Origin of the sequence: Terribacillus saccharophilus, from assembly GCF_046592595.1 — a bacterium.
Lineage (GTDB): Bacteria > Bacillota > Bacilli > Bacillales > Amphibacillaceae > Terribacillus > Terribacillus saccharophilus_C.
Genome location: NZ_JAWVPF010000001.1, coordinates 436,699 through 461,014 on the forward strand (window position 1 = coordinate 436,699; position 24,316 = coordinate 461,014).

Annotated in this window: 23 protein-coding genes and 1 other annotated feature; of the genes, 4 read left to right on the top strand and 19 right to left on the bottom strand. The window is 44.2% G+C overall.

All coding sequences use genetic code 11. The features are described 5' to 3' along the window. Nucleotides 1-174 precede the first annotated feature (174 nt). The 5 genes from SFC25_RS02120 to SFC25_RS02140 all read right to left on the bottom strand — a co-directional run bounded on the left by SFC25_RS02120 (nt 175) and on the right by SFC25_RS02140 (nt 6,471). Nucleotides 175-1,464, bottom strand: coding sequence for an adenylosuccinate synthase (locus SFC25_RS02120; RefSeq protein ID WP_411213693.1), 1,290 nt, complete (start codon nt 1,462-1,464; stop codon nt 175-177). Nucleotides 1,465-1,616: 152 nt separating this feature from the next. Then, a complete protein-coding gene (gene dnaB / locus SFC25_RS02125; protein ID WP_411213769.1) occupies nt 1,617-2,981 on the bottom strand; it encodes a replicative DNA helicase in 1,365 nt (454 codons plus the stop codon). 104 nt (nt 2,982-3,085) lie between these two features. Beyond that, nucleotides 3,086-3,532: a 50S ribosomal protein L9 gene (gene rplI, locus SFC25_RS02130; RefSeq protein WP_411213694.1), complete on the bottom strand. Its 447-nt coding sequence runs from the start codon at nt 3,530-3,532 to the stop codon at nt 3,086-3,088. After that, entirely contained in the window at nt 3,529-5,496 is a 1,968-nt protein-coding gene (locus tag SFC25_RS02135) for a DHH family phosphoesterase (protein ID WP_411213695.1), read from the bottom strand. The genes rplI and SFC25_RS02135 overlap by 4 nt, the downstream gene beginning before the upstream one ends. Before the next feature lie 36 nt (nt 5,497-5,532). Then, the gene (locus SFC25_RS02140; RefSeq protein ID WP_411213696.1) at nt 5,533-6,471 is read right to left on the bottom strand and encodes a YybS family protein; all 939 of its coding nucleotides are present in this window, start codon (nt 6,469-6,471) and stop codon (nt 5,533-5,535) included. A 754-nt stretch (nt 6,472-7,225) separates the two neighbouring features. Here SFC25_RS02140 and SFC25_RS02145 point away from each other — a divergent pair. Next, entirely contained in the window at nt 7,226-8,041 is an 816-nt protein-coding gene (locus SFC25_RS02145) for a histidinol-phosphatase (protein ID WP_411213697.1), read from the top strand. 208 nt (nt 8,042-8,249) lie between these two features. Next, entirely contained in the window at nt 8,250-9,566 is a 1,317-nt protein-coding gene (locus SFC25_RS02150; protein ID WP_411213698.1) for an APC family permease, read from the top strand. Nucleotides 9,567-9,598: 32 nt separating this feature from the next. On the opposite strand, the gene serA is transcribed toward SFC25_RS02150, so the two are convergent. After that, nucleotides 9,599-11,182: a phosphoglycerate dehydrogenase gene (gene serA, locus SFC25_RS02155; RefSeq protein WP_411213699.1), complete on the bottom strand. Its 1,584-nt coding sequence runs from the start codon at nt 11,180-11,182 to the stop codon at nt 9,599-9,601. 2 nt (nt 11,183-11,184) lie between these two features. After that, entirely contained in the window at nt 11,185-12,342 is a 1,158-nt protein-coding gene (locus SFC25_RS02160; RefSeq protein WP_411213700.1) for a pyridoxal-phosphate-dependent aminotransferase family protein, read from the bottom strand. A gap of 84 nt (nt 12,343-12,426) precedes the next feature. Continuing rightward, nucleotides 12,427-12,660 (bottom strand) — a binding site (T-box leader). A gap of 164 nt (nt 12,661-12,824) precedes the next feature. Here SFC25_RS02160 and SFC25_RS02165 point away from each other — a divergent pair. After that, nucleotides 12,825-13,544, top strand: a complete 720-nt coding sequence (locus SFC25_RS02165; protein ID WP_411213701.1) for an NAD-dependent protein deacylase — start codon at nt 12,825-12,827, stop codon at nt 13,542-13,544. A 25-nt stretch (nt 13,545-13,569) separates the two neighbouring features. On the opposite strand, the gene SFC25_RS02170 is transcribed toward SFC25_RS02165, so the two are convergent. The 8 genes from SFC25_RS02170 to SFC25_RS02205 form a co-directional block, all read right to left on the bottom strand. Further along, nucleotides 13,570-15,000, bottom strand: a complete 1,431-nt coding sequence (locus tag SFC25_RS02170; RefSeq protein ID WP_411213702.1) for an MDR family MFS transporter — start codon at nt 14,998-15,000, stop codon at nt 13,570-13,572. Nucleotides 15,001-15,226: 226 nt separating this feature from the next. Then, the gene (gene rpsR, locus SFC25_RS02175) at nt 15,227-15,457 is read right to left on the bottom strand and encodes a 30S ribosomal protein S18 (protein WP_038562624.1); all 231 of its coding nucleotides are present in this window, start codon (nt 15,455-15,457) and stop codon (nt 15,227-15,229) included. A 20-nt stretch (nt 15,458-15,477) separates the two neighbouring features. Then, nucleotides 15,478-15,978 carry a single-stranded DNA-binding protein gene (ssb, locus tag SFC25_RS02180; protein WP_411213703.1) on the bottom strand — a complete coding sequence of 167 codons (501 nt, stop codon included), beginning with the start codon at nt 15,976-15,978 and terminating at the stop codon, nt 15,478-15,480. Between the two features lie 12 nt (nt 15,979-15,990). Beyond that, nucleotides 15,991-16,281 (bottom strand): 30S ribosomal protein S6, encoded by a 291-nt coding sequence (rpsF, locus tag SFC25_RS02185; protein WP_095222056.1) that lies wholly within the window; start codon nt 16,279-16,281, stop codon nt 15,991-15,993. Nucleotides 16,282-16,426: 145 nt separating this feature from the next. After that, a complete protein-coding gene (gene ychF, locus SFC25_RS02190) occupies nt 16,427-17,527 on the bottom strand; it encodes a redox-regulated ATPase YchF (protein WP_411213704.1) in 1,101 nt (366 codons plus the stop codon). A gap of 326 nt (nt 17,528-17,853) precedes the next feature. Next, complete coding sequence (locus SFC25_RS02195; protein ID WP_093726332.1) at nt 17,854-18,060, bottom strand: DUF951 domain-containing protein; 207 nt, start codon at nt 18,058-18,060, stop codon at nt 17,854-17,856. Next, nucleotides 18,053-18,973 (bottom strand): mechanosensitive ion channel family protein, encoded by a 921-nt coding sequence (locus SFC25_RS02200; protein ID WP_411213705.1) that lies wholly within the window; start codon nt 18,971-18,973, stop codon nt 18,053-18,055. The genes SFC25_RS02195 and SFC25_RS02200 overlap by 8 nt, the downstream gene beginning before the upstream one ends. Before the next feature lie 50 nt (nt 18,974-19,023). After that, on the bottom strand, nt 19,024-20,043 hold the full coding sequence (locus SFC25_RS02205) for a YkvI family membrane protein (protein WP_411213706.1): 1,020 nt from the start codon (nt 20,041-20,043) through the stop codon (nt 19,024-19,026). A gap of 86 nt (nt 20,044-20,129) precedes the next feature. Between SFC25_RS02205 and yyaC the strand changes: the two genes are divergently transcribed. Then, nucleotides 20,130-20,723, top strand: coding sequence for a spore protease YyaC (yyaC, locus tag SFC25_RS02210; RefSeq protein ID WP_411213707.1), 594 nt, complete (start codon nt 20,130-20,132; stop codon nt 20,721-20,723). A gap of 58 nt (nt 20,724-20,781) precedes the next feature. Here yyaC and SFC25_RS02215 read toward each other — a convergent pair whose 3' ends face one another. The 4 genes from SFC25_RS02215 to rsmG form a co-directional block, all read right to left on the bottom strand. After that, nucleotides 20,782-21,621, bottom strand: a complete 840-nt coding sequence (locus SFC25_RS02215) for a ParB/RepB/Spo0J family partition protein (RefSeq protein ID WP_411213708.1) — start codon at nt 21,619-21,621, stop codon at nt 20,782-20,784. Continuing rightward, a complete protein-coding gene (locus tag SFC25_RS02220) occupies nt 21,593-22,375 on the bottom strand; it encodes a ParA family protein (protein WP_038562607.1) in 783 nt (260 codons plus the stop codon). The genes SFC25_RS02215 and SFC25_RS02220 overlap by 29 nt, the downstream gene beginning before the upstream one ends. A gap of 147 nt (nt 22,376-22,522) precedes the next feature. Next, a complete protein-coding gene (gene noc, locus SFC25_RS02225; RefSeq protein ID WP_411213709.1) occupies nt 22,523-23,374 on the bottom strand; it encodes a nucleoid occlusion protein in 852 nt (283 codons plus the stop codon). Nucleotides 23,375-23,593: 219 nt separating this feature from the next. Then, entirely contained in the window at nt 23,594-24,310 is a 717-nt protein-coding gene (gene rsmG, locus SFC25_RS02230; RefSeq protein ID WP_411213710.1) for a 16S rRNA (guanine(527)-N(7))-methyltransferase RsmG, read from the bottom strand. Nucleotides 24,311-24,316: the final 6 nt, after the last annotated feature.

Sequence of the window (24,316 nt, forward strand, 5' to 3'; positions counted from 1 at the left end):
TTCCCACGCTTTCTAGTGTTTTTTATCTGAATTGTTTTATCTATATATTACTAGTTCAGTAATTGCATACCCTTCCTATTTTACAGCAATTTCGGTCAAATGTCTTTGTAAGGGGTCGATTCGGCAGTTTTTGGAAGAATAAAGAAAAAATCGCCCATATGGACGATTTTTAACTTATTGGCTGTATACGCTTCTTACTTCATTTGTTTGTGTACGATCTGGGCCAACAGAGAAGATGCTTAGCGGAATACCTGTCAGCTGGGAAATACGCTCGATATAGTGACGTGCATTCGCTGGCAATTCGCTCAAGTTGCGAACACCTGTGATATCTTCTGTCCAGCCTGGAAGCTCTTCATAAACTGGCTCACACTGTGCCAACTCTTTCAAGCTTGCCGGGAAGTGCTCCATGACTTCACCTTTGTAGCGGTAAGCAACACAGATTTTCAATGTTTCAATACCAGTCAGTACATCGATTGAGTTCAAGGAAAGATCCGTAATACCACTCACGCGCTGCGCATGACGGACAACAACGCTGTCGAACCAGCCTACACGGCGCGGACGGCCAGTTGTTGTGCCATATTCACGACCTACTTCGCGGATTTGGTCTCCAATTTCATCATGTAATTCTGTTGGGAATGGGCCATCGCCGACGCGGGTTGTGTAAGCTTTGGAAACACCAACAACATGATTGATCTTCGTTGGACCTACACCGGAACCAATTGTAACTCCGCCTGCAATCGGGTTGGAGCTTGTAACGAACGGGTACGTACCTTGGTCGATATCAAGCATAACGCCCTGCGCACCTTCAAATAGGACGCGGCGGCCTTGATCCAATGCATTGTTCAGCTCAACGGATGTATCCGTTACATACTTCGCGATCTGCTGTCCATATTCATAGTATTCATCAAGGATTTCTTCAACTGTGAAGGCTTTGCTTTCATAAACCTTCTCGAACAAACGATTCTTCTCTTCCAAGTTCTGCTCCAGTTTTTCACGGAAAGCATCCTTGTCCAGTAAATCAGCGATACGGATACCCATGCGCGCTGCTTTATCCATATATGCTGGTCCGATACCTTTTTTCGTTGTACCGATTTTATTAACACCTTTTGCTTCTTCCTGAAGCTCATCCAATTTCAGATGATATGGAAGAATAACATGTGCTCGGTTGGAAATAACAAGATTATCCGTGCTGACATTGCGTTCGTGCAAATATTCCAATTCTTCAATCAATGCTTTTGGATCAATTACCATACCATTGCCCAATACACATTTCTTTTCCGGGAAGAAAATACCGGATGGAATCAAGTGAAGCTTATATGTGACATTATCGAATTTAATTGTGTGGCCAGCATTGTTCCCGCCTTGGTAACGAGCAACAACTTCGGCATTTTGTGAAAGGAAGTCAGTAATCTTCCCTTTCCCTTCATCTCCCCATTGGGTTCCTACTACAACTACTGAGGACATCTGTGTGGCACCTCCGCCAAATAAACTATTTTTAACACCTCTAAAGTGTATCAATCCCCAAAACACATGTCAATGATACAACCGAACATTTACTGATGAAGACCTATATTTGTTCGTTAAAAAACACCCTATCAAATGATAGGGTGCTGTAATTAAGCTGGCGGAACATCGCTTTCCGAATATCTATGATCCAAATCTACGAATTTATTATACTCTTTTACGAACGCAAGCTCGACTGTTCCTACTGGACCGTTACGCTGTTTAGCCAGAATGATCTCAATGATATTCTGCTTTTCAGATTCTTTATCGTAATAATCGTCACGATACAGGAAGCCGACAATATCGGCATCCTGCTCGATACTTCCTGATTCACGCAAGTCGGACATCATCGGACGTTTGTCCTGGCGCTGCTCTACTCCACGAGAAAGCTGTGACAGCGCGATAACTGGGACTTCCAGTTCCCGTGCCAGTGCTTTCAGGGAACGGGAGATTTCCGATACCTCTTGCTGACGGTTCTCTCCTTTACCGGAGCTTGATCCCATGATGAGCTGCAAGTAGTCGATCAAAATCATTCCTAATCCGCCTTCCTGCTTCAGACGGCGGCATTTGGAACGGATATCACTTACTCGGATACCAGGCGTATCATCGATATAAACCCCTGCATTCGACAAGCTTCCCATCGCCATCGTGAGCTTAGCCCAGTCTTCTGCTTGCAGACTTCCTGTCCGCAGACGCTGCGCATCGATATTACCCTCTGCACAAAGCATACGCGAAACTAGCTGGGACGCACCCATCTCCAAACTGAAGATAGCTACATTCTCTCCTGCATGTATCGATACATTTTGCGCAATGTTCAAGGCAAATGCGGTCTTTCCCACGGAAGGACGGGCAGCAATGATGATCAAATCATTCCGCTGGAAACCGGAGGTCATTTTATCTAAGTCTCGGTAACCAGTCGGAATACCTGTAATAGAAGCGTTTTGATGATGTAATTTCTCGATATTATCGTATACTTCGATCAAAACGTCCTTTATGTTCTGAAAAGCACCGGAATTCTTACGTCCGGATACTTCCATAATCGATTTCTCTGCTTCGTTGAGGACATCTTCGACAGCATCTTCTTTTGCGAAGCTTGATGTGACAATGTCCGTAGCAGATCGTATAAGACGGCGCAGCAGCGCCTTTTCAGCTACGATTTTGCTGTAATATTCAATATTTGCTGCAGTTGGAACGGCGTTAGCAAGATCGCTAAGATACGAAACGCCACCGACCTCCTCCAACAGTTTTGCATTAGCAAGTGCAGTAGTGACGGTCACCAGATCAACTGGTTCTCCTCTATCGGATAAACGCATCATCGCATCAAAGATACGCTGGTGGCTTGCCCGGTAGAAGTCGTCTGCTACAACCTGTTCTGATGCTCTGGATAGCGCTTCAGGCTCTAGGAAAATAGCTCCAATTACTGCTTGCTCTGCTTCTATATTATGTGGAGGGGTCCGATCATTCCAGGCTTCTTCCATCATGATTCCCCCATTTCTGGCATACTGCTACCATTGTACCGAAATATCCCCCTTTTGTGTCAAAAGGGGGATGGAAAACTGCTAGTATTTTGTTGGAAAAAATATTATTGCTCGCTGATATGGACTTTCACCTTACCAGTTACTTCCGGATGCAGCTTCACATCCAAGTCACGGTAACCAAGAGCACGAATCGGTTCATTCAATTCGATTTTCCGCTTATCCAATTTGATTTTATGAGACTTTTTCAGCTCATCAGCGATTTGTTTGCTTGTGATGGATCCGAATAGACGGCCGCCTTCTCCGGATTTCGCTTTTACTTCTACTGTAAGATTAGCAAGCGTTTCACGCAGTTTTTTCGCATCTTCGACTTCCTGGAGTTCAAGCTGATGCTGTTTATTATCTTTTGCTTCCTGTACCTTCACATTACCTTTTGTAGCTGGTACAGCCAAGTTATTTTTAAGCAAGTAATTACGTGCATAACCATCTGGCACTTCTTTCACTTGTCCTTTTTTCCCTTTACCTTTTACATCTTCTGTAAAGATTACTTTCATTCTTCTTTTCTCCCTTCAACGTATTCATCTATGATTTGCTGCAGCTCTTGCTTCGCTGCCTCTACAGTTGTGTCGGAAATCTGCGTCGCGGCATTGGTCAAATGCCCGCCGCCATTCATTCTCTCCATGATCACTTGCACATTGACTTGCCCAAGTGATCTGGCGCTGATTCCGATACGTCCATCTTCCCGCTCAGATATGACAAAGCTTGCACTCACACCATCCATCGTCAGCAATGTGTCTGCTGCTTGGGCGATGACAACCGGCCCGAATACCTGCCCCTTTTCCCCTGCAGATATTGCGATTCCTTCCCGGTAAATTTCTGTATGCTCAATCAAATGTGCCCGTTTCACATACGTATCCAGATCTTCTTTCATAAAGCGCTGCACAAGGACTGTATCAGCACCTTTGGAGCGCAGATAGGATGCTGCATCGAATGTTCGTGAACCGGTACGGAGCGTGAAGCTTTTCGTATCAACAATGATGCCCGCAAGCAAAGCACTCGCTTCCAATGTGGACAATCGAAGCTTCTTAGGCTGATAGTCCAATAGCTCTGTCACAAGCTCTGCTGTCGAAGAAGCATATGGCTCCATATAAACAAGTGTCGGCTTTTCAATGAATTCCTCTGCCCGGCGATGGTGGTCGATCACAACGACATGCTCCGTCTTGCTGAGCAATCTATCGTCAGCAACCATTACAGGCTTATGCGTATCAACAACGACAACAAGTGTGTTCTTGGTTACCCTATCGAGCGCTTCTTCCGGACTGATGAATTGTTCCCAAAGCTCCTCATCCTCCTGAATGGCCGACATCAGCTTAGAAACTCCCGTAATATCCTGCTTATCAAGGACGATATGCCCGACAATATCATTTGCTTCTGCTATTTTCAAGATTCCGATGGCCGCCCCGATAGAATCCATATCTGGTGTTTTATGTCCCATGATGAGCACCTGCTCACTCTGCTTGACCAATTCCTTCAATGCATGTGAAATGACACGTGCCCGAACCCTGGTCCTTTTTTCCATTGGATTCGTTTTGCCGCCGTAGAAACGCACCTTGCCGGCTTCTCCTTTGATGGCGACCTGATCTCCGCCTCGTCCCAGTGCCAAATCCAAGCTGGATTGGGCAAGTTCCCCAAGCTCCGGTAATGTCTGTCCGCCAGCACCGACACCAATACTAAGGGTGATCGGTATATTCTGATCGGTAATCAATCCGCGAATCTCATCGAGAATCTCGAATTTTGTTTTCTCCAGTTCCTTCAAAATACGCTGATTGAGGACTGCCAGAAATCGTTCTTGAGATGTACGCTTTAAGTAGAGACCTTTTTGACGTGACCACTCATTCAATTGAGCTGTGACACGGGAATTGATCTGGCTTTTCATTGTGTCATCAAGATTCTGTGTCATTTCTTCATAGTTATCAAGAAAAATAATAGCTAGAACGGTCTGTTCTTCATTATATAAGTTCTGGATTTCCAGCTGCTTCGTCCGATCGAATAAATATAGAAGCCGCTCTTCCTTTTTGATAACTGTCAGGAAATCAAAATCATCAAGCGTAATCCACACCTCGTTTTTCTCATCCTTGATTGCTGGTATCAAAGCATCCGACAAGTCATCCAGCGGAGCACCTACGAGCGTATCCTCCGCAAACCTGTTCATATAAGGTGTTGTCCATTCAATCTGGTAATTCTCGCTGTACAGGACGATTCCGATCGGCATTTCCAAGAGTGCTTCCTCGCCGACCTTCTTCACACGGTGGGACATTGTCGAAATGTACTCCTCCGTCTGATCCTGCATCCGCTGTTCCGTCAGTATACTGTAGAAAAAAGACAGAGCCAGGAGCACTGTCAGCGGCAGCCCAAGCTTCCATTCGTAAAACCACACACAAATAAGCAGGATGACAGCAAGTACATATGTCACGATCAAATGCTTACTCAATGCTGGTTTCTTAAATATCTCTGGCATATATGTCAGCTCCTAAACCTAAATTCCGCGACCATGCTACTTTCTGCTGCTCATCCGTTCCCGCAGCCTGAATCCTACATCAATTATACCCAAAATACGCACAAGATACAGCAGTATAGTCCCGAAAAGGACCGATACCACAACTGCAAGAATCGGCAGCACCTTCGGCAGATTCCGGTGGTGGGCAAAATAGAAGAAGAATGAAAATCCTTGCAGTACAAGCAGGATTCCAGCAAGCTCCGTAACATTTGCGACAACCGGATAAAGCCATCCATTCGGATCCATATCGAACCAGCGGGCGAATGACCCGATAAAGTAGATGAACAATACAATGACAGGCAGGTTGAATCGGCGGAATGGCGGATAAAGGATTTTATCTTTGCTCTGACGATTATGGATTTTCTGAGCCAGCCATTGTGTGATGAAAGCATACAGAAGTGAGCCGACAGCGATCATCGTTGGAATCAGCACCATTATATAATCAAACATAGCATTGACTTGATCCCACTGGGTATCCGTTACGCTCACCCCAACGGTGTCCATCTCAGACTGGAGCGACTGAAGCGTAGTCTGATAGCTGTTTTGGATTTCATCAATAATATTTATCCCTGACACAAATTGCGTCCCAGCCAGAAATATCGTGAATCCAAGTGCATACCCTGCTGCTCCTTTTAATAAAGCTTCATATGTCGATTGCTTGTGATGCAGCGCATAACCTGTCGCTGCTGCTCCAATAGCGACTGAAATCGTCAGGAAGAACCCAGCAAGTGTCCCTATAAAGGAAAAAAGCAAAATGGCGAGAGCAAAGTAGATACCTGGCTTGAAACCATGGCGTATCCAATAGAGGATTATTGGCACTGGCATAATTAGCATGGCCAAAATATTAATCACTGGCGCGAAAGTCGCAATTAGCAACAGTACGAGATAAATCCCCCCAAGTATAGCCCCTTCCGTCATTTTTCGAGCATTGTTCATGAATCGTGACACCCCATTTAAATATGTAATCTTCCACTTGTAGAAAAAGCACAGCTGCATAGGCTGTGCTTACGTTCGTTTGTAATGGACTAAGGCGCATGAAAAGCCCTTCATCCGAAAAAATGCTACCCCACGATTATACCTGAAACGGAGTCGTCAAACAAATGATTCGACATGAAGATAGTCCCATCCGCAGATTAGTTTGTGAATATCTTAATTTACCTGTTTATTTTTCCGAAATGAGCCCTTATAATAGTTAGACAACCTTACAATGGTTGGCACTACATACTACATACCTCATTAGCCACTAATGAGACGAACCTCAAAATCGGCTGCATCGCGACAAGCATGCAGCCGATTTTTCTATTCCACACTTTTTACACAATTTTTCTACCGAATCAAGAAGAAGTACAAGATTGCGGCATGCTATGATTAATCCAAGATCAGAACAGGTTATAAACACAACAAATCGGGTAAACAAACAACTATACAATCTACGGAAAGGACAGGAACACCATGAAAAATAGTCACTTCAATGCGATTCTCGCAGCAACTCTTTTAATCAGCAGCATCGGCGGTTACTTGCACTCTATCTTCTAATTCATTAGCCCAGTCAAGCTCTTCCTGTAAAGGCGGAGCTTTTTATTTTGCGGAAATAGGAACCCTTGCGGTAATAGTTTATAAAATCACCACTTGGAACATCCTGCGGAATATGTCACACTATTTTTAACTTAACTGTTAGGAGTGGGACGTTTTGTTGACAGATTATCATGTACATATGGCAGAAACAGGCTCGTTCACTTTGGACTATATTCGCGAATATCTCAGCGCCGCTAAAGAAAAGGGGATTGAGGAATTCGGCATTTCAGAGCATGCTTACTTCTTTCAGGAAACAAATAAAATTCTAACCAATCCGTGGGTAGAAAACCGCCGGACGCTCCATTTCAAGGATTATCTTGCTTTTTTCAAAGAGGTTAAAGAAGCTGGACTTCCCGTCAAGATGGGGATTGAAATGGATTATACACCTGGTAAAGAAGCTGAAATGGCTGAATTTCTTGATCAGCATCCTTTCGACTATGTCATCGGGTCCGTGCACTGGATTCGTGAGTGGGGAATCGATTTGGATATTTATAAAGAAGAATATGAGAAACGTGATCTGAAGCAGGCGTATCGTGATTATTATGATCAAATCATCACGCTCGCTCAGTCCAGGCTATTCAGCTTTGTCGGCCATATTGATCTGATTAAGATTTTTGGCTATAAACCGGACGATCAAGCCTTTGTTGAAGGAGAATATGATCGAGTCGTCAAGGCACTAGCAGAAAATGATACATGTATCGAAATCAGCACGGCTGGTCTGCGGAAGCCGGTCGGAGAGATTTATCCAGATCCCGTTCTATTGCAAAAATGCCATGATGCTGGTGTTGGCATCGTCATTAACTCTGATGCACATGCACCAAAGCATGTAGGCTATGCCTACGAACAGGCAGTTGAGCTTGCCAAAAACACGGGCTACACGGAGATTCAGACATTCGAAAAGCGCCAGCGCATGGCAGTTCCGCTAGGCTGAACTATCACATAATTACTGCTACCATGGAGACAATACCCAAAGGAGCTGCAGATTGCTGCAAGCTCCTTTGTTTTGCGATAAAACCCTTACAAGTCAGAATACTTTTTCTAGTTTCTATTTGCAGGCACATTTCCTATAATGAACTACATATCTTCATCATTACTACACTAAAGGAATGCAGTAAGCTGCTTCGATAAGGAGTGACATCATGAATCAACCAGAGAACACAGCGTTAAAGAAAGAAATTGGACTATTTCTAGGTTTATCCATTGTAGTAGGAACAATCATCGGCTCTGGTGTGTTTATGAAACCAGGCCCTGTGCTGAGTCATGCCGGCAGTTCTGAGATTGCCATGCTCGCTTGGCTGATCGGCGGACTGCTGACACTTGCTGGCGGTCTTACTATTGCTGAAGTTGGTGTACAAATTCCAAAGACTGGCGGTTTGTACGCGTACTTAGAGGAAACATATGGCGAACTTTGGGGCTTCCTATGCGGCTGGGTGCAAACGATTCTTTATGGACCAGCCATCATCGGGGCTCTTGGACTTTACTTTGGAACATTGATGGTCAATTTGTTCGGCTGGGATACGAACTGGACAACTATTGTTGGTATCGCAAGTGTCGTGTTCCTTTGTATCATTAATATATTAGGCACAAAACTCGGCGGTGCCGTGCAGCTTGTTACTACAATCGGCAAGCTGCTCCCAATCCTGCTTATCGTCATCTTCGGTTTTTGGAAAGGGGATGCAGACTTTTTCAGTGCTGTACCGGAAGCTATTTCCGATATTAACTTCGGTGCTGCTGTATTAGCGACATTATTCGCTTATGATGGCTGGATCATGCTCGCCTCCATGGGCGGCGAAATGAAGAATCCAGAAAAGACATTGCCGAAAGCAATGATCGGCGGTATCTTGATTGTTACAGCTTGTTATCTGTTTATTAACGCTGCCATGCTTTATATCCTGCCTGCAGCAGAAATCGTCAGCCTGAACACGAATGCCGCCAGTACAGCAGCGAAGCTTGTACTGGGTGATGCTGGAGAAATCATCGTTAGCTTGGGTATCATCGTCAGTATTTTCGGCTGCCTCAATGGTAAAATCCTAACATTCCCGCGTATTCCGTTCGCAATGGCTGAACGCGGTCAGCTGCCATTTTCCAACCTGCTTAAAAAGGTGCATCCAACACTGCATACACCTTGGGTAGCAGTTATTTTGCAGCTAGTTCTTTCTATCATCTTCATGCTTGTCAGCAATCCGGATAAGCTGTCCGAAATCAGCATTTTCACGATTTATATGTTCTATGTTCTCGCTTTTTATGCTGTTTTCATCTTGCGCAAGCGTAATAAAGGAAAAGAACGCGCTTATAGTGTACCACTGTATCCATTCATCCCGATTGCAGCGATAGCAGGGTCCTTGTTTGTCTTGATCAGTACATTGTTCACAGACTTCTTAAGCTGTCTCCTGTCAATTGGAATAGCAGTCATCGGTCTTCCGATATTTTATATATTGAAAGCTAAACAGCGCTAAAAAAGCGAGCAGACCTTGTCTGCTCGCTTTTTTTATATCGTGATAGCTGTCACATCAAAAATGTCATCCAGCTGTTTCAATCCTTCTACTTCTTCTTTTTGCGGTTCCTTATCAACTGTAAGCATCATGATCGCATCGCCGCCCTCATTTGAGCGTCCTACCTGCATCGTCGCGATATTGACCGCATATTTAGCTAATAACGTACCAACGCGGCCGATTGCTCCTGGCTGGTCTTTATGCCGAACCAGCAGCATATGCCCGGCTGGCGTTACATCGACATAATAGTCATCCACCTTTACAATACGCGCCCCTAGCCCGTTCACAAGTGTTCCTGCAACTTGATGCGTCATAGTCGCAGATTTTGCTTCAACTGTCACCAGACTAGTGAAGCCTCGTGTTGTGGACGTTTTTTGTTCATTGATGGTAATACCGCGTTTTTTGGCTAAGTGTGTTGCATTGACGTCATTCACATTGCCTAAGTAGCGCTGCAGCAATCCTTTGACTGTATTCCGTGTCAATGGAGCTACCTCTTGATCTGCCAGGTCTCCAGCATAATAGACGGTCACTTCCTCGATTGCATCAGGCATTGTCCGAGCCAGGAAGGCTCCGAGCTTTTCAGCAAGATCAAAGTAAGGCTGAATTTTTCGCATGACTTCCGGGGAAATGGAGGAGAAGTTAACCGGATGAATCGCCTGCCCTCCCTGAAGAATCTGCATCACGTCCTTACTGACATCGATAGCAACATTTTCCTGCGCTTCGACTGTGCTTGCCCCTAGATGCGGTGTGGCAATAACCTGCGGCAGCTCCAGCAGTTTATGGTGAACTGCAGGCTCCTCTTCGAACACATCCAATGCCGCACCAGCCACTTTGCCGTTGACGATTGCTTCATATAAAGCATCCTCATCAATGATCCCGCCTCTTGCACAGTTCAAGATCTGCACGCCATCTTTCATCTGTGTGAACGCTTCAGTAGAAATCATATGGCGTGTTTCTTTCAGCAATGGTGTATGGACAGTGAGGAAGTCACTCCCGGCGAAAACCTCTTCCAACGTTCCATATCCGATACCCATCTTATCCGCGCGATCTTTTGTCAGGAATGGATCATACGCGATTACATCCATCCGCTGTCCCTTTGCCCGATAAGCCACTTCTGCTCCGATCCGGCCCATACCAACGATTCCGAGCGTCTTGCCTTTCAATTCCACGCCGATATGCTGCTTGCGCTCCCAGCGTTCTTCCTTCAAAGCAAGGAATGCCTGCGGGATGTTGCGTGCCAGTGACATCATCATCGCAATTGTATGTTCCGCAGCAGAGTTCGTATTGCCATCCGGTGCGTTGACAACGACTATCCCAAGCTCTGTCGCTGCTTCCAGATCGATATTGTCCACCCCTACACCGGCACGTCCGATTACTTTAAGATTCGGTGCTGCTTCCATGATCGCCCGTGTTACAGTCGTCTGGCTGCGTACAAGCAGCGCATCAAAATCACCGATTTTTTGGATAAGTTCATCTTCCGTCAGGCCAGTATCTACTGTAACAGCAAAGTTATCTGCTTGCGTTAATGGTGTCATGCCTTCTTCACTTAACGGATCACTGATTAATACATGGTAAGTCATGTTCAATTCGCTCCTTGTTCCAAGTAGATTTGCTGTGCTGCTGCTGTGCCTGCGCCTAATGTGATCTGTTTGCCAATTTTCACAAGACCGATTTCCACTGCTCCGATAATCTGCAGTACATCTGCCGGAGAACAATATCCCATATGACCGATCCGGAAAATTTCTCCCTTCATATGCTGCTGACCGCCTGCAAATGCCAGGTTGAAATCTTGCTTCACTTGCTTCCGCAGCTGCTCTGCATCAAAATCTGCTGGTTTGATCGCTGTAACTGTTGGAGAAGCATATGCATCCTCTACAAGCAACGGTACATCCAATGCCCGGAAAGCAGCTCGTGTCATATCCCGCATCAGCCGATGTCTTGCATATACCTGATCCAGTCCTTCTTCCTCAAGAAGTGTAAGTACTTGTTCCAGTCCGAACAATATCGATAAAGCTGGCGTGAAAGGTGTGCTGTCCTTTTCCAGCCCATCACGATATTTTGTAAGGTCGAGATAAAATCTCGGCTGTGTATTGGCTTCGATTACTCGCCATGCCCGGTCACTTACTACTGCAAAAAACATACCGCCTGGGAGCATGAATGCCTTCTGCGTGCCTGTCACCAAAATATCAATACCCCATTTATCAAATTCTGTCTCGACGCCTGCTACACAGGATACACCATCTACAATGACCAAAGCCTCTGACACGTCATGCACTGCTTCTGAGATTTCTTTGATAGGGTTCAGCACTCCTGTTGACGTTTCGCAATAGGTGACAAACACGGAGCTGATTTCCGGATATTCCTTCAAGTATGCCTTGATATCCTCCGGATTTGCTGCTTCTCCCCATGTCACATCCAAGCGGTGGACGTGAAGCTGATATGCTTGTGCTATCTTCACAAACCGATCACCAAATGCTCCCACAACTACAATCAGCACTTCATCTCCTGGCTTGGAAGTGTTAGCAACTGCTGCTTCCAAACCGGCGGTTCCGCTGCCAGTCACAAGCAGTACGTCTTGTTCTGTTCCGAATACTGGCTTCAATTTAGGCTTGATACGCTGCAGCAAAGCAGTTGTTTCCGCACCGCGATGCCCAATCATCGGCTGGCTCATTGCGCGCTGTACACTTGGCGGAATTGGTGATGGTCCTGGAATACGTAGTAAAAGCTGATCTGGTAACATAATTTCTTCTCCTCCTTGGATTGTAAGATATCTTCACAGGTAAAAGAGACCATAAGAAAAGCCTTCCGCTCCCTTACCTGATAAGTAAGGGGCGAAAAGCTTGGATCTACTCACGCGGTGCCACCCTTTTTCACTGTCTGCTTGCACATGACAGCCTTCGTTGAAGCTATGCGTAACGGGCATATACCGGACAAACCTACTGGATTCAGCCTGCCTATTCAGAAGTGCTGCCCTTTGATGGATTATGCTAGTTCACACCAGCCACTAGCTCTCTTGGATAATCACGAACAAAGGTATGATCTTCATCAACATAGTTATGTTTTGGTTCAATTTTTTATTTATCATAGCAGACACACAGCTATTGTCAATACATTTTCTAATAATTATAGCAAATCGGATTGTTCGGATTTTAATGTAATCTGATTAACTCGGGCATTTTTGCTATACTGGAAAAAATAATAATTCAGCTGGAGGTATGAACCATGCAATTGGACACAGCAGCAAAAATGATCGCAGATGCCTCGTCGGTTGCGGTCCTGACCGGAGCCGGCGTATCCACTGCCAGCGGTATTCCTGATTTCCGCTCCACCACTGGTCTTTGGACAGCAGATCAATCCAGGGAATACTATATTTCCAATCACTATTTTCATAAAGATCCCGTAGATTTCTGGCAGAAATACAAGGATATTTTCCGGGTGAAGCTGCTGAGGGATTATGGTCCGAATCATGTGCATCGCTATCTCAGGGAATTGGAGGTGAACGGAAAACAAATCTCTGTCATCACCCAAAACGTGGATGGCCTCCATAACCTCGCAGGCAATAAGCATGTCATTGAATACCATGGCACCCTGAATAGCGCCACATGTCCGAACTGCGGCAATTCCTATGACTTACCTTATCTATTGGCTGCAGACACCCCTGTTTGCGAGAGATGTGAGCATGTGCTAAAGCCTGACGTTGTCTTGTTTGGAGATCCGATTACGGCGCACGACAATGCAGAACGAGCAATTCAGCATAGTGAGCTGGTTCTTGTACTTGGAACGTCCCTGCTCGTCAGTCCCTTCAACATTCTTCCTGAATACGCCAACACACTCGGAAAGCCATCCATCTTGATCAATCGCGAACCTACCGTAATGGATGAATTATTTGATATTGTCATTCATGATGATCTTTCCGAAATTGTGCAGCAGCTGCAAAAATAGCGAGCTCCCAAGGAGCTCGCTATTTTTATTCATATTGATAATGGTGAACAGGCTTGCTTTGTTTGACTAACAGGACGAATACGACGGCCGCTACAGCGAAGGCTCCCGCAATGGTAAAGGCAAACTGTAAGCCGGCTGTCATCGCCTGATCGGCACTCTGGGAAGCTACCGCTTGGCTGCCGCCGCTCATCAAGGTGATGAACAGTGCCGGACCGATCGCTCCAGAGATTTGGTTAAAAGCATTCAGAGAAGCACTGCCATGAGAATAGAGCTCTTCCGTCAATTGATTCAATCCCAATGTAGTCATCGGTGTCAGAATCAATCCAATTGCAAAGGTAAAGCCAACATAAAGCAATGTGAACTGCAGCATTGTCGTATCTGTTGAGATTGTTGTCATCAAGCCGATCATTGCTACTAACAGTATTGTTCCTGTGATAGCAAATGGCTTTGGTCCGAATCGATCGGAAAGCCGGCCAGTGAGCAGCGCCATGATTGCGATCATAATACCGCCTGGGAACAGGACAATGCCAGAATCAAATGCGCTGATTCCTAATGCATCCTGCATAAATACAGGCAAAAGAATCATCGCGGCAAAGAAACACATCATGACTGTGATTGTCACCAAAATAGCCATCAAAAAGTTTTTATTTTTATATGGACGCAGATCAAGCATCGGCGTCTCCAAATTGAATTGACGATAAGCAAAATATGCAATGGCAGCTAGTCCAACCAATAAAGCACCCAGTACCAGCGGACTTGTCCATCCTTCTGCACCAGCACTGCTGAATCCGATAACGATTGAACCAAAACCGATCACTGCCAGCACGACAGATAGAATATCTATCTTAGTACGCTTTGTCTCCAGTACATTTCGAACATAATAAGCAGCAAAAGCAAGCAAAACAAGTGTCACTGGCAATACACTGATGAACACATAGCGCCAAGAAGCTTGTTCCACAACAAGACCGGAAAATACAGGCCCGATTGCTGGAGCAAACAATATCACTACCATGAGCAAACCAAGCATCGAACCTCGCTTAGCAAGTGGTGTGATCGTGATGATCACTGTCGTTACGAGTGGGATGATGATCCCGGAACCAGAAGCTTGAATCACACGCCCGAGCAATAAAACAGCAAAGTTAGGAGCAATACCGGCAATAAGTGTTCCTATAAAGAAAAACGATAGTGCAGTAAGCAATAATTGCCGCGTGGTAAAACGCTGCATCAGATAAGCACTGATCGGGATAAGAATACCGATCGTCAGCATATACCCAGTAGAAAGCCAATGCGCAGTCGTCGTTTGGATTCCAAGGGTCTCTTCTATATTGGGCAAAGCGACATTCATAACAGTTTCATTTATCAATGCAATGAAATTCCCCACCATTAGGACAATGATCAACGGAATACGGTTTTCCACTTGCACATGTTTGTCGATAGTTTGTGTAGTAGCAGCCATATAGATTGCTCCTTTCTTTCTGTCAGATTAAGAATCAACTTTTTCCATTATAGAAGTTCTGCTATGAGATTCAAGCATCTTGTTCGTAATCGGCGCATATTATCAAATTAATTAAATTCTGAAAACTAACCATTAAAAAAAGACCCGCATTAGGGGTCTCGTAATAGTTGTCACGCTATTAAAATACATAAAAAAAGCATCACCCCAATGGATGATGCTTTCCTCATTACTCGCTCACGTATGGCAATAGAGCCATTTGACGAGAACGTTTGATAGCGATTGTCAATTTACGCTGGTATTTTGCAGAAGTTCCAGTCACACGGCGAGGAAGAATTTTTCCACGCTCGGAGATGAAACGTCTTAGCAAATCAACGTCTTTGTAATCGATGTAAGTGATGCCATTTGCTGTGAAATAACATACTTTTCTGCGCTTAGCGCGACCACGACGTGCTGCCATATCAGATTGCCTCCCTTAAATTAGAATGGTAGATCATCATCGGAAATATCGATCGGTTCACCTTTATCACGGAAAGGATCCTGGTCGTTATTTCGATTATAGTTATTGTTGTTGTTGCTATTGAAGTTATTATTATTGTTGTTGAAGTTCGAGTTCTGATTTTGGTATCCAGAAGAACCTTGTCCGCCTCCTTGAGAGCCACCTTTGGTCTCGAGGAATTGCACGCTATCCGCAACAATTTCTGTTACATATACACGATTACCCTCTTGATTATCGAAGCTTCTCGTTTGGACACGGCCATCTACGCCAACCAGACTTCCTTTGCTCATGAAGTTCGCCAGATTTTCAGCTGGACGTCTCCATACAACACAGTTAATGAAATCTGCCTCACGTTCGCCTGACTGATTAGAGAAAGGACGGTTTACTGCTAAGGTAAAGTTGGCAACTGCCACTCCATTTGGTGTATAACGCAGGTCCGGATCCTTGGTTAATCTGCCGACAAGTACGACACGATTTAACATCAGAACCCCTCCTTATTTCTCGTCTAGACGAATAGCCATCTGACGAATAATATCATCAGAGAACTTCGCTTGACGGTCGAATTCATTAATAGCGGCTTCATTGCCGTTTAGATTAATGACATAGTAGTAGCCATCACGGTAATCGTTGATTTCGTAAGCAAGACGTTTCTTGCCTTTCTCGTCAACTTTCACGATTTCCGCACCGTTATCAGTTAGGATTCCGTTGAAACGCTCAACTAGAGCAGTTTTAGCTTCTTCCTCGATATCTGGGCGGACGATGTACATGATTTCGTATTCTCTCATCCGTTTGCACCTCCTTTTGGACTTAACGGCTCTTATCTTTCATAAGAGCAAGGAGTAATCTTAATTACTCACAATGATGAATTATAGCAAATTATCTGCCGTTAAGCAAGTTGTTTCCACATATTTGCAAGATGAGGATCCGACCTTATACGTTAAAGCGGAAATGCATGACATCTCCATCTTTCACCAAATACTCTTTTCCTTCCAAGCGAACCTTCCCGCGTTCTTTCGCAACACTCATAGAACCAGCATCAACCAGATCCTCATAGGAAACAGTTTCTGCACGAATAAATCCTTTTTCAAAGTCACTATGGATGATACCAGCTGCCTGTGGAGCTTTGATGCCCATAGGGAACGTCCAAGCACGAACTTCCTGTTCACCAGCCGTGAAGTATGTTGCCAGTCCAAGCAGGCTGTAAGACGCCTTAATCAGCTGATCCAAGCCGGACTCCGGAATACCTAGCTCTTCGAGGAACATTTCTTTTTCCTCGCCTTCAAGCTCTGCGATTTCCGATTCGATCTTCGCACAGACAACAATCACCTGTGCACCTTCGTTTGCCGCGAACTCTTGTACTTTTACAAGATTCTGGTTCGCAGAAGGATCTGCTACTTCTTCTTCACTCACGTTAGCAGCGTACAAGACTGGTTTGCTTGTCAAAAGATGCAAGCCTTTCACAATCTTGCCCTGTTCTTCTGTGAATTCCAGTGCACGTGCCGGCTGTTCATTCTCTAGTGCATCTTTGACCTTGGATAGCACTTCTTGTTCTGCAACAGCTTCCTTGTCTTTTTGACGCGCTAGTTTCTCCACGCGCTGCAGACGTTTGTTGACAGAATCAAGATCTGCAAAGATCAATTCCAAGTTAATCGTCTCGATATCATCGATAGGATCTACTTTACCGGATACATGCGTAATGTTTTCATCATCAAAGCAGCGCACGACGTGAACAATTGCATCTACTTGTCTGATATGTGATAGGAACTGGTTTCCTAGTCCCTCCCCTTTACTTGCACCTTTCACGATACCAGCGATATCTGTGAACTCAAATGCAGTTGGGATGGTTTTTTTCGGTTTGACCAGTTCAGTCAATTTATTTAAACGTGAATCAGGGACTTCTACGATGCCGACATTCGGATCGATCGTACAGAACGGATAGTTTGCAGATTCCGCTCCTGCCTGCGTGATTGCATTAAACAATGTGGATTTACCGACGTTTGGCAATCCGACAATACCTGCTGTTAAAGCCATGTAATCTTCCACTCCTTAAGTGTCCTGGCCGCTTTTATCGTACAGCCTGCCAAAATAGATCTGCTTACTGAACACTCCGCCCAAAGGCCGGAAGATGGGGCAGTACCGGTAACTGACTTACGTTAAATCATGCCAGCTTGCCCTTACTTTGTCCAAGTAAACATACGTACTTCTAGAGTACACTATTCTCTATAAAACAGCAAAATTATGTGTGTATTTCTGCCTTTTAGAGTGCGATTACGTCAAAAAATTATTTAGTATATAAAAAGAAGTCTGTCTGATGACAACATCAGACAGACTTCTATGTTTCACGTGAAACGCATATTTTAGTTTGTCGGTTCTTCTGCATGCTCCAAAACTTTTTTCATTTTTGTCTCGAATTTTTTCCGAGGAATGAGCACGCTATGACCGCAGCCTTCACATTTAATCCGGATATCCATTCCCAGCCGGATAATCTTCCAGCGATTTTCACCACACGGATGGGCTTTTTTCATTTGTACCACATCATTAAGCTGATAGACTTTGTCACTCACGAGCATTCCCCCTCACGGCACTTTCCTGCATAAGCTCTTCTGCTTCTTGTTTATTATACATGACCAGCCTTGGAGCTGGAATACTGATATTGCGTTCCAATAGTTTCGTTTTGATACGATTTCTAGCTTCCCTTGCTACACCAAAATGCTCCATCGGCAACGTCTCAATGATAGCTCGCAGTACGATATGGGAAGTTGATAATGTCTCAACTCCTAAAAGCTGGGGGGTTGATTGAATCTCAGGATATTCTGCTGGCATCTCCAGCAGCACCTGCATGATGACCTCTTCGGCTACCTGCAGATTTGCTTCATAAGGTACATTGATATCCAGGACTCCCAAACTGTTATGCACAGAGAAGTTGGTTACTTGTGTAATATTTCCATTTGGTATGATATGCAGTTCGCCTGTCCAGTTACGAATCTTACATGTCCGCAAACCTATCTCTTCTACATCTCCCCGCACACCAGCTGTTTGAACATTATCTCCTACTGAGAATTGATTCTCGAAAATAATGAAGAAACCGCTGATAACATCCTTCACTAAGTTCTGTGCACCGAAACCGATAGCCAAACCAGCAACCCCGGCGCTTGCTATCAATGCCCCTATGTTTAAACCAAGCTGTGATAACACCATTACGACAGCGGTGAAATACACAACATACGTAATTACATTTTGGATTAGCTTTTTCAGCGTATTCTCGCGGCGTTCTGATACGAGAGGAGCCTTTAATTTCGCTTTTTCTCTGAAGGAATTATGAAAAGTCCTCTCCACTATATTATTGGCTACGCGGGCGACCACCATAGATAATATAATGATCATGACAATTTTTAATGCTGCTAATCCGATGGTTGTCCAAAGTTCGGCACTCGTCAAATAGTCGTAAATACTGGTCCACTGCTCCTCTACATTCATGATGTGCGTATCTCCTCGTCCATTTGTTTTCTTTATATATTATCAAATTTCTATTTCATTTTGTAACGATTTAGTATTGGATATACAAGAATGGCGGAGAGAATGTAAAGATTAGCAAAGCCAAAAATCGGGTACATCAAAGCTATCAGGTCTGTAAACCCAATCTGCGTGAGCGGCAGCATAAGCAGGACAAGCACAGCTGCTTGCAGCCAGAGCGGTCCCTTCCATCTTGTTTGAAAACGCGAGACAATACCGAGAATCCCTGAAACAGCCGAAGTATAGATAGCAAGCCACAGTACAATACTGATGCCGATAAGCACAATAGAGGGATAGTTTTTTAATATATAGAATAACGGGATATCATAATGCGGGATTGCATCACTGATATGCATCAAATCATTATTGTACAAGTAAGTTAGAGCACCAATAATAATTCCGCTGCCGATACTCGCAATCCATAATTCTCCCTTCCCTTTCATTTGCTTACCAATCGCACCGATAACAGCAACAACAGGAAGGATATTCAATGCAGTAAATGGGAAAGCTGCTTGCCAATTTGCCTGTTCCCGCCAATCCTGCAGCAGATTGATCTGTTCATGCCGTGTATAGACGATAAGAACAAGGACAAGTCCTCCGACTAAGATAGGAAGGATATAACTATTCATCGAAACGACACCTTCTACGTTGGAGGTGAATATCAGGATAATCATTAATGCTATGAAGAGGATGCCCAGCCAATTCGGAATCTGATACATCGTTCCAGTAGCACCGCCAGCTGCAATCATAACCACTGTAACTGTAAATAAATAAAAAACAATCAGCACATCATAAAAAGCAGCCAACCTTTTGCCCACTAGCCGCTCCAGTACCGGAAAGTAATGGGTGCTTCTTTCGGTGAAGCTTATATGCAGAATTACATAACTGCATATTGTAAATAGAACGGTGAAAATGATAATGGCCAGTCCACTTTCATAGCCGAAAAATTGCCAGATCTCTCTTCCCGAAGCGTATCCTGCTCCTATCAATGTCGCCAATATCAAAAACATCCATTTCAGCCCTGCAGCCCACATCACAGTCCCTCCAATTTCATATGAACACGTATAGAAAAAGTAGAAAAGCTATATACTATTACCAATATGTGTATGGAGGATAAGCTATGAGCCTGAAGAGAATATTTACGAAAAAAAAGGAGTTCCGCTGCGACTATCAAGACCCCCTTCTTATGAGTAAAGCCTATGAAACAATCAGCTCATGGATTCCCGATGACCGAGAGATTGTTGTCCTTTGCATCGGTACAGACCGATCGACTGGTGACGCATTAGGGCCCATTATAGGTTCATTTTTGACGGAAAAGCCATTGAACAGACTTCATGTATATGGGACGCTGGAATCTCCAGTGCATGCTGTCAATTTGGTCGAACGTCTGCAAAGGATAGCGGAAAAACATCCTACTGCTTATATAATAGCTATTGATGCCTGCTTAGGCAGGACCACTTCCATAGGTTCCATTATCGTTTCTCCTACACCACTTCGTCCGGGTGCTGCACTGAAAAAGAACCTTCCAGCAGTTGGAGATGCCCAAATAACTGGAATTGTGAATGCCAGCGGCGATATGGAGTATTTTGTTTTACAAAATACTCGCTTGCATCTTGTCATGCAGCTTGCATATAAAATCAGTGCTCTTTTACTTGCCGTCGATCGTAAACAAGTTCCTATACTATCACCCGACACCACCGCTGCCGAAAACTGATATGTTTCACGTGGAACAAACAAAAAAAGCCAAGAGAAGCGCGAGCTCCTGTTGGCTTTTATCTATTCAGTACATTCAATATTCTTTCTAAGTCTTCATCAGAAAAGAACTGAATCTCTATCTTGCCTTTTCTCTTACCGCGATGAATTGTTACATCCGTACCAAATTGGTTCCGCAACTGTGATTCAGTCTGAACAAGAAAAATATCCTTTACAGGTTTCTTTTTCTCAGGTTCCGGAAGGTTATTGTTCATTTGAATGATGAGCTGCTCTACTTGCCGGACATTCAACGATTCATTGCGTATTTTGTCTACCAGTGGCTGCAGTCTCTTCTTATCTTTTAATCCCAATAAAGCACGCCCGTGTCCCATGGATAGTTCGCCTTGATTGATTAAATCACTTATCTCAGGAGGAAGCATCAGTAATCGTACAAGATTCGCTATATGAGAACGGCTCTTCCCTAAGCGTTTTGCCAAAATCTCCTGTGTGATATCCAATTCTTTCATCAGGTTTGAATAAGCTTGTGCTTCTTCAATTGGCGTGAGATCTTCTCTCTGAAGGTTTTCCAGCAATGCAAGTTCCATCATCTTCTCGTCATCCAATGACTTGACGATAGCTGGAACCTTTTTCAAACCAGCTGCTTTAGCCGCACGGAATCTTCTTTCCCCCGCTACTATTTCATAGCCTTTTATACTCTTGCGGACAATGAGTGGCTGCAGGATGCCGTATTCCTGAATCGATTGTGACAATTCTTCAATTGCATCTGCAGAAAAGACTTTGCGCGGTTGATATGGATTCGCCCGGCATTCTTTGATTGCAATTTCCTGAATCTGATCTTCTTCCTTCATTTCCAATTCTGGAAAGAAAGCATTAAGACCTTTCCCCAACCCTTTGGCCATGCGCCATCACTTCCTTTGCTAAGTCTAAATAAACTTCTGCACCACGCGACTTCGGATCGTAAATAATGATTGGCTGACCATAACTTGGTGCTTCTCCCAGCCGAACATTTCTTGGAATGATCGACTGATATACTTTATCCTGAAAATATTTCTTTACTTCTTCGATAACTTGAATACCTAGATTCGTACGGGCATCCAGCATTGTAAGCAATACGCCCTCAATCATCAGATGCTTGTTCAAATGCTTCTGAACAAGACGAATCGTATTCAAGAGCTGACTCAATCCTTCTAATGCATAATACTCGCATTGTACCGGGATAAGGACAGTATCTGCTGCTGTCAGCGAATTCAAAGTCAACAGTCCTAAAGAAGGCGGACAATCGATGATCACATAATCATAATTATCTTTCACACTGTCAATTGCCTTTTTCAGACGGACTTCTCTTGAGATCGTAGGTACTAGCTCAATCTCGGCTCCTGCAAGCTGAATAGTAGCCGGAATGACATCCAAATTATCAACAGCAGTTGATACAAGGACTTTTTCGGCTTCCATATCTTCGACTAGGACGTTATATACACAATTTTCGACATCTGCTTTGTTCACACCAACACCGCTTGTAGCATTCCCTTGCGGATCAATGTCTACAAGCAAAACTTTATTTCCTAAAAAAGCCAGGCAAGCACTCAAATTGACGCTGGAAGTTGTCTTCCCTACGCCGCCCTTTTGATTTGCGATTGCTATCACTTTGCCCATGGTGTCACCTACCTCAAACTCAATACATTTATTCTATCATTTTTTCATAGAAACCGACGGAAAAATTCAAGATTTTGAAAAGTTAGCTCCCTTTTCCTATATAAAAACCCATCTTTCATCAAGATGGGAAAACTATTAGAGCTTTATTTATGATTTTTTCGGGATTTTAATTGTTATTTGGTAGTAATCGTCCTTATCCTCTTCCTCTGTTTCCAGGTTGATACCGGTATCGGAAACCATGGAAAGTGATTGACGGATTGTATTCATTGCTATACGCATATCCTTATTGATACCCTTCAGCTTTGGACGCTTCTTTTTCGGCTGGGCGTTCACAATACGGGAGATGCGTGCCTCTGTTTCTTTCACATTCAATTCTTTATCTATAATTTCCTGCAAAATCAATTCTTGTTTTTCTGCATCTTTCAGTGCAATAAGTGCTCGTGCATGCCGCTCTGTGATTTTCTTTTCCAATAGCGCTTGCTGCACAGATTCCGGCAATTTTAATAGCCTCATCTTATTGGCAATGGTAGATTGACTTTTCCCGAGACGCTGCGCCAATGCTTCCTGAGTCAAAGAATGCAGTTCCAATAAACGCTCATATGCAAGAGCTTCTTCGATAACAGTCAGTTCTTCGCGCTGCAGATTTTCTATCAGTGCTACAGAGGCCGTCTCTGTATCCGACATTTCACGGATGATGGCAGGCACTGTTTCCCATTCCAAGGACTGCACTGCACGCCAGCGACGCTCTCCTGCAATCAATTCATAGCTGCCCTCAGTGTTTTTCCGGACAACAATTGGCTGGATGATGCCATGTGTGCGGATTGTCTGTGCAAGCTCTTTGATTTTATCCTCTTGGAAAACAGTTCTTGGTTGGTATTGGTTCGGGACAATATCCTGTACCCGAAGGTTTACTACTTCATCCTGATGCGCATCGTTTTCCGTTTCTGCTGAATCCGATTTATCACCTAGCCCAAAAATACGGCTGAACGGGTGTAACATCCTCAGACACCACCTTTTTTTACAATCCTAATCTAGCAAGCAGGTACATAAGGAATAGTAAATGTTTCACGTGAAACATGTATAAAAAGGCGCAGCAGTTCTACAGTAGAAGCTGCTGCGCTTACATAAGCCGAGCCAGTTCCTTATCTACTATTTTATCATAGATTGGGTGAGAATGGTAAGCTTGTATGGTACTTCATTCACTAATTTTCTTTTGTTTTATACGATAGGCTCGCGATTTGGAACCCCTGCTTTACGAGGGTATTTCTTCGGTGTCTTCCGACGTTTGGCAATGATAGCGATATTCCTCTCTCCGCCTTCTTCTGGCAGATCAAAAGTATAGCTTTCAACCAATTCGCCGCCCAGCAGCTGAATGGCAGGTTCTGCGTCCCGAAGTTCCGTTTCCAGATTAGGTCCTTTCATAGCAATGAAATGACCTTTTGTCCGGCAAAGCGGCAGACACAACTCTGAAAGTACGGACATCCGAGCTACTGCTCTCGCCGTAACCAAATCATAAGACTCCCGGAAAGCATCATTTTTCCCGAAATTCTCTGCTCGGTCGTGATAAAAAGCGACATTGGATAAGCCAAGTTTCGTTGCAAGCTCGTTGAGGAAGGTAATTCTCTTCTTCAAGGAGTCGACAATCGTTACTTTCAGCTCTGGAAAGACAATCTTCAGCGGTATTGATGGAAATCCAGCTCCTGCTCCGACATCACAAATACTTTCATCTCCTTTGAAATCAAAGAAGAAAGCAGCGGAAATGGAATCATAAAAGTGTTTTAAATACACTTCTCCTTTTTCCGTAATTGCTGTTAAATTCATCTTTTCGTTCCACTCAACCAACAGATGGAAGTAATCCTCCAGCTGCTTTTGCTGGTGCTCGGATAATGTGATACCCTGCTCATCCAATTGTTGTAGAAAGTCTGCTTGGTTCATCCTGTA

Excerpts from the sequence above, each read along its gene's own strand:
- ssb (WP_411213703.1), bottom strand. The coding sequence starts at position 15,978 with ATGTTAAATCGTGTCGTACTTGTCGGCAGATTAACCAAGGATCCGGAC.
- SFC25_RS02215 (WP_411213708.1), bottom strand. The coding sequence starts at position 21,621 with ATGGCCAAAGGGTTGGGGAAAGGTCTTAATGCTTTCTTTCCAGAATTG.
- SFC25_RS02150 (WP_411213698.1), top strand. The coding sequence starts at position 8,250 with ATGAATCAACCAGAGAACACAGCGTTAAAGAAAGAAATTGGACTATTT.
- rsmG (WP_411213710.1), bottom strand. The coding sequence starts at position 24,310 with ATGAACCAAGCAGACTTTCTACAACAATTGGATGAGCAGGGTATCACA.
- SFC25_RS02220 (WP_038562607.1), bottom strand. The coding sequence starts at position 22,375 with ATGGGCAAAGTGATAGCAATCGCAAATCAAAAGGGCGGCGTAGGGAAG.
- SFC25_RS02170 (WP_411213702.1), bottom strand. The coding sequence starts at position 15,000 with ATGGCTGCTACTACACAAACTATCGACAAACATGTGCAAGTGGAAAAC.
- SFC25_RS02160 (WP_411213700.1), bottom strand. The coding sequence starts at position 12,342 with ATGTTACCAGATCAGCTTTTACTACGTATTCCAGGACCATCACCAATT.
- rpsR (WP_038562624.1), bottom strand. The coding sequence starts at position 15,457 with ATGGCAGCACGTCGTGGTCGCGCTAAGCGCAGAAAAGTATGTTATTTC.
- SFC25_RS02120 (WP_411213693.1), bottom strand. The coding sequence starts at position 1,464 with ATGTCCTCAGTAGTTGTAGTAGGAACCCAATGGGGAGATGAAGGGAAA.
- SFC25_RS02205 (WP_411213706.1), bottom strand. The coding sequence starts at position 20,043 with ATGTGGGCTGCAGGGCTGAAATGGATGTTTTTGATATTGGCGACATTG.
- yyaC (WP_411213707.1), top strand. The coding sequence starts at position 20,130 with ATGAGCCTGAAGAGAATATTTACGAAAAAAAAGGAGTTCCGCTGCGAC.
- SFC25_RS02200 (WP_411213705.1), bottom strand. The coding sequence starts at position 18,973 with ATGAATGTAGAGGAGCAGTGGACCAGTATTTACGACTATTTGACGAGT.
- ychF (WP_411213704.1), bottom strand. The coding sequence starts at position 17,527 with ATGGCTTTAACAGCAGGTATTGTCGGATTGCCAAACGTCGGTAAATCC.
- serA (WP_411213699.1), bottom strand. The coding sequence starts at position 11,182 with ATGACTTACCATGTATTAATCAGTGATCCGTTAAGTGAAGAAGGCATG.
- SFC25_RS02135 (WP_411213695.1), bottom strand. The coding sequence starts at position 5,496 with ATGCCAGAGATATTTAAGAAACCAGCATTGAGTAAGCATTTGATCGTG.
- dnaB (WP_411213769.1), bottom strand. The coding sequence starts at position 2,981 with ATGGAAGAAGCCTGGAATGATCGGACCCCTCCACATAATATAGAAGCA.
- SFC25_RS02165 (WP_411213701.1), top strand. The coding sequence starts at position 12,825 with ATGCAATTGGACACAGCAGCAAAAATGATCGCAGATGCCTCGTCGGTT.
- SFC25_RS02140 (WP_411213696.1), bottom strand. The coding sequence starts at position 6,471 with ATGAACAATGCTCGAAAAATGACGGAAGGGGCTATACTTGGGGGGATT.
- noc (WP_411213709.1), bottom strand. The coding sequence starts at position 23,374 with ATGTTACACCCGTTCAGCCGTATTTTTGGGCTAGGTGATAAATCGGAT.
- rplI (WP_411213694.1), bottom strand. The coding sequence starts at position 3,532 with ATGAAAGTAATCTTTACAGAAGATGTAAAAGGTAAAGGGAAAAAAGGA.
- rpsF (WP_095222056.1), bottom strand. The coding sequence starts at position 16,281 with ATGAGAGAATACGAAATCATGTACATCGTCCGCCCAGATATCGAGGAA.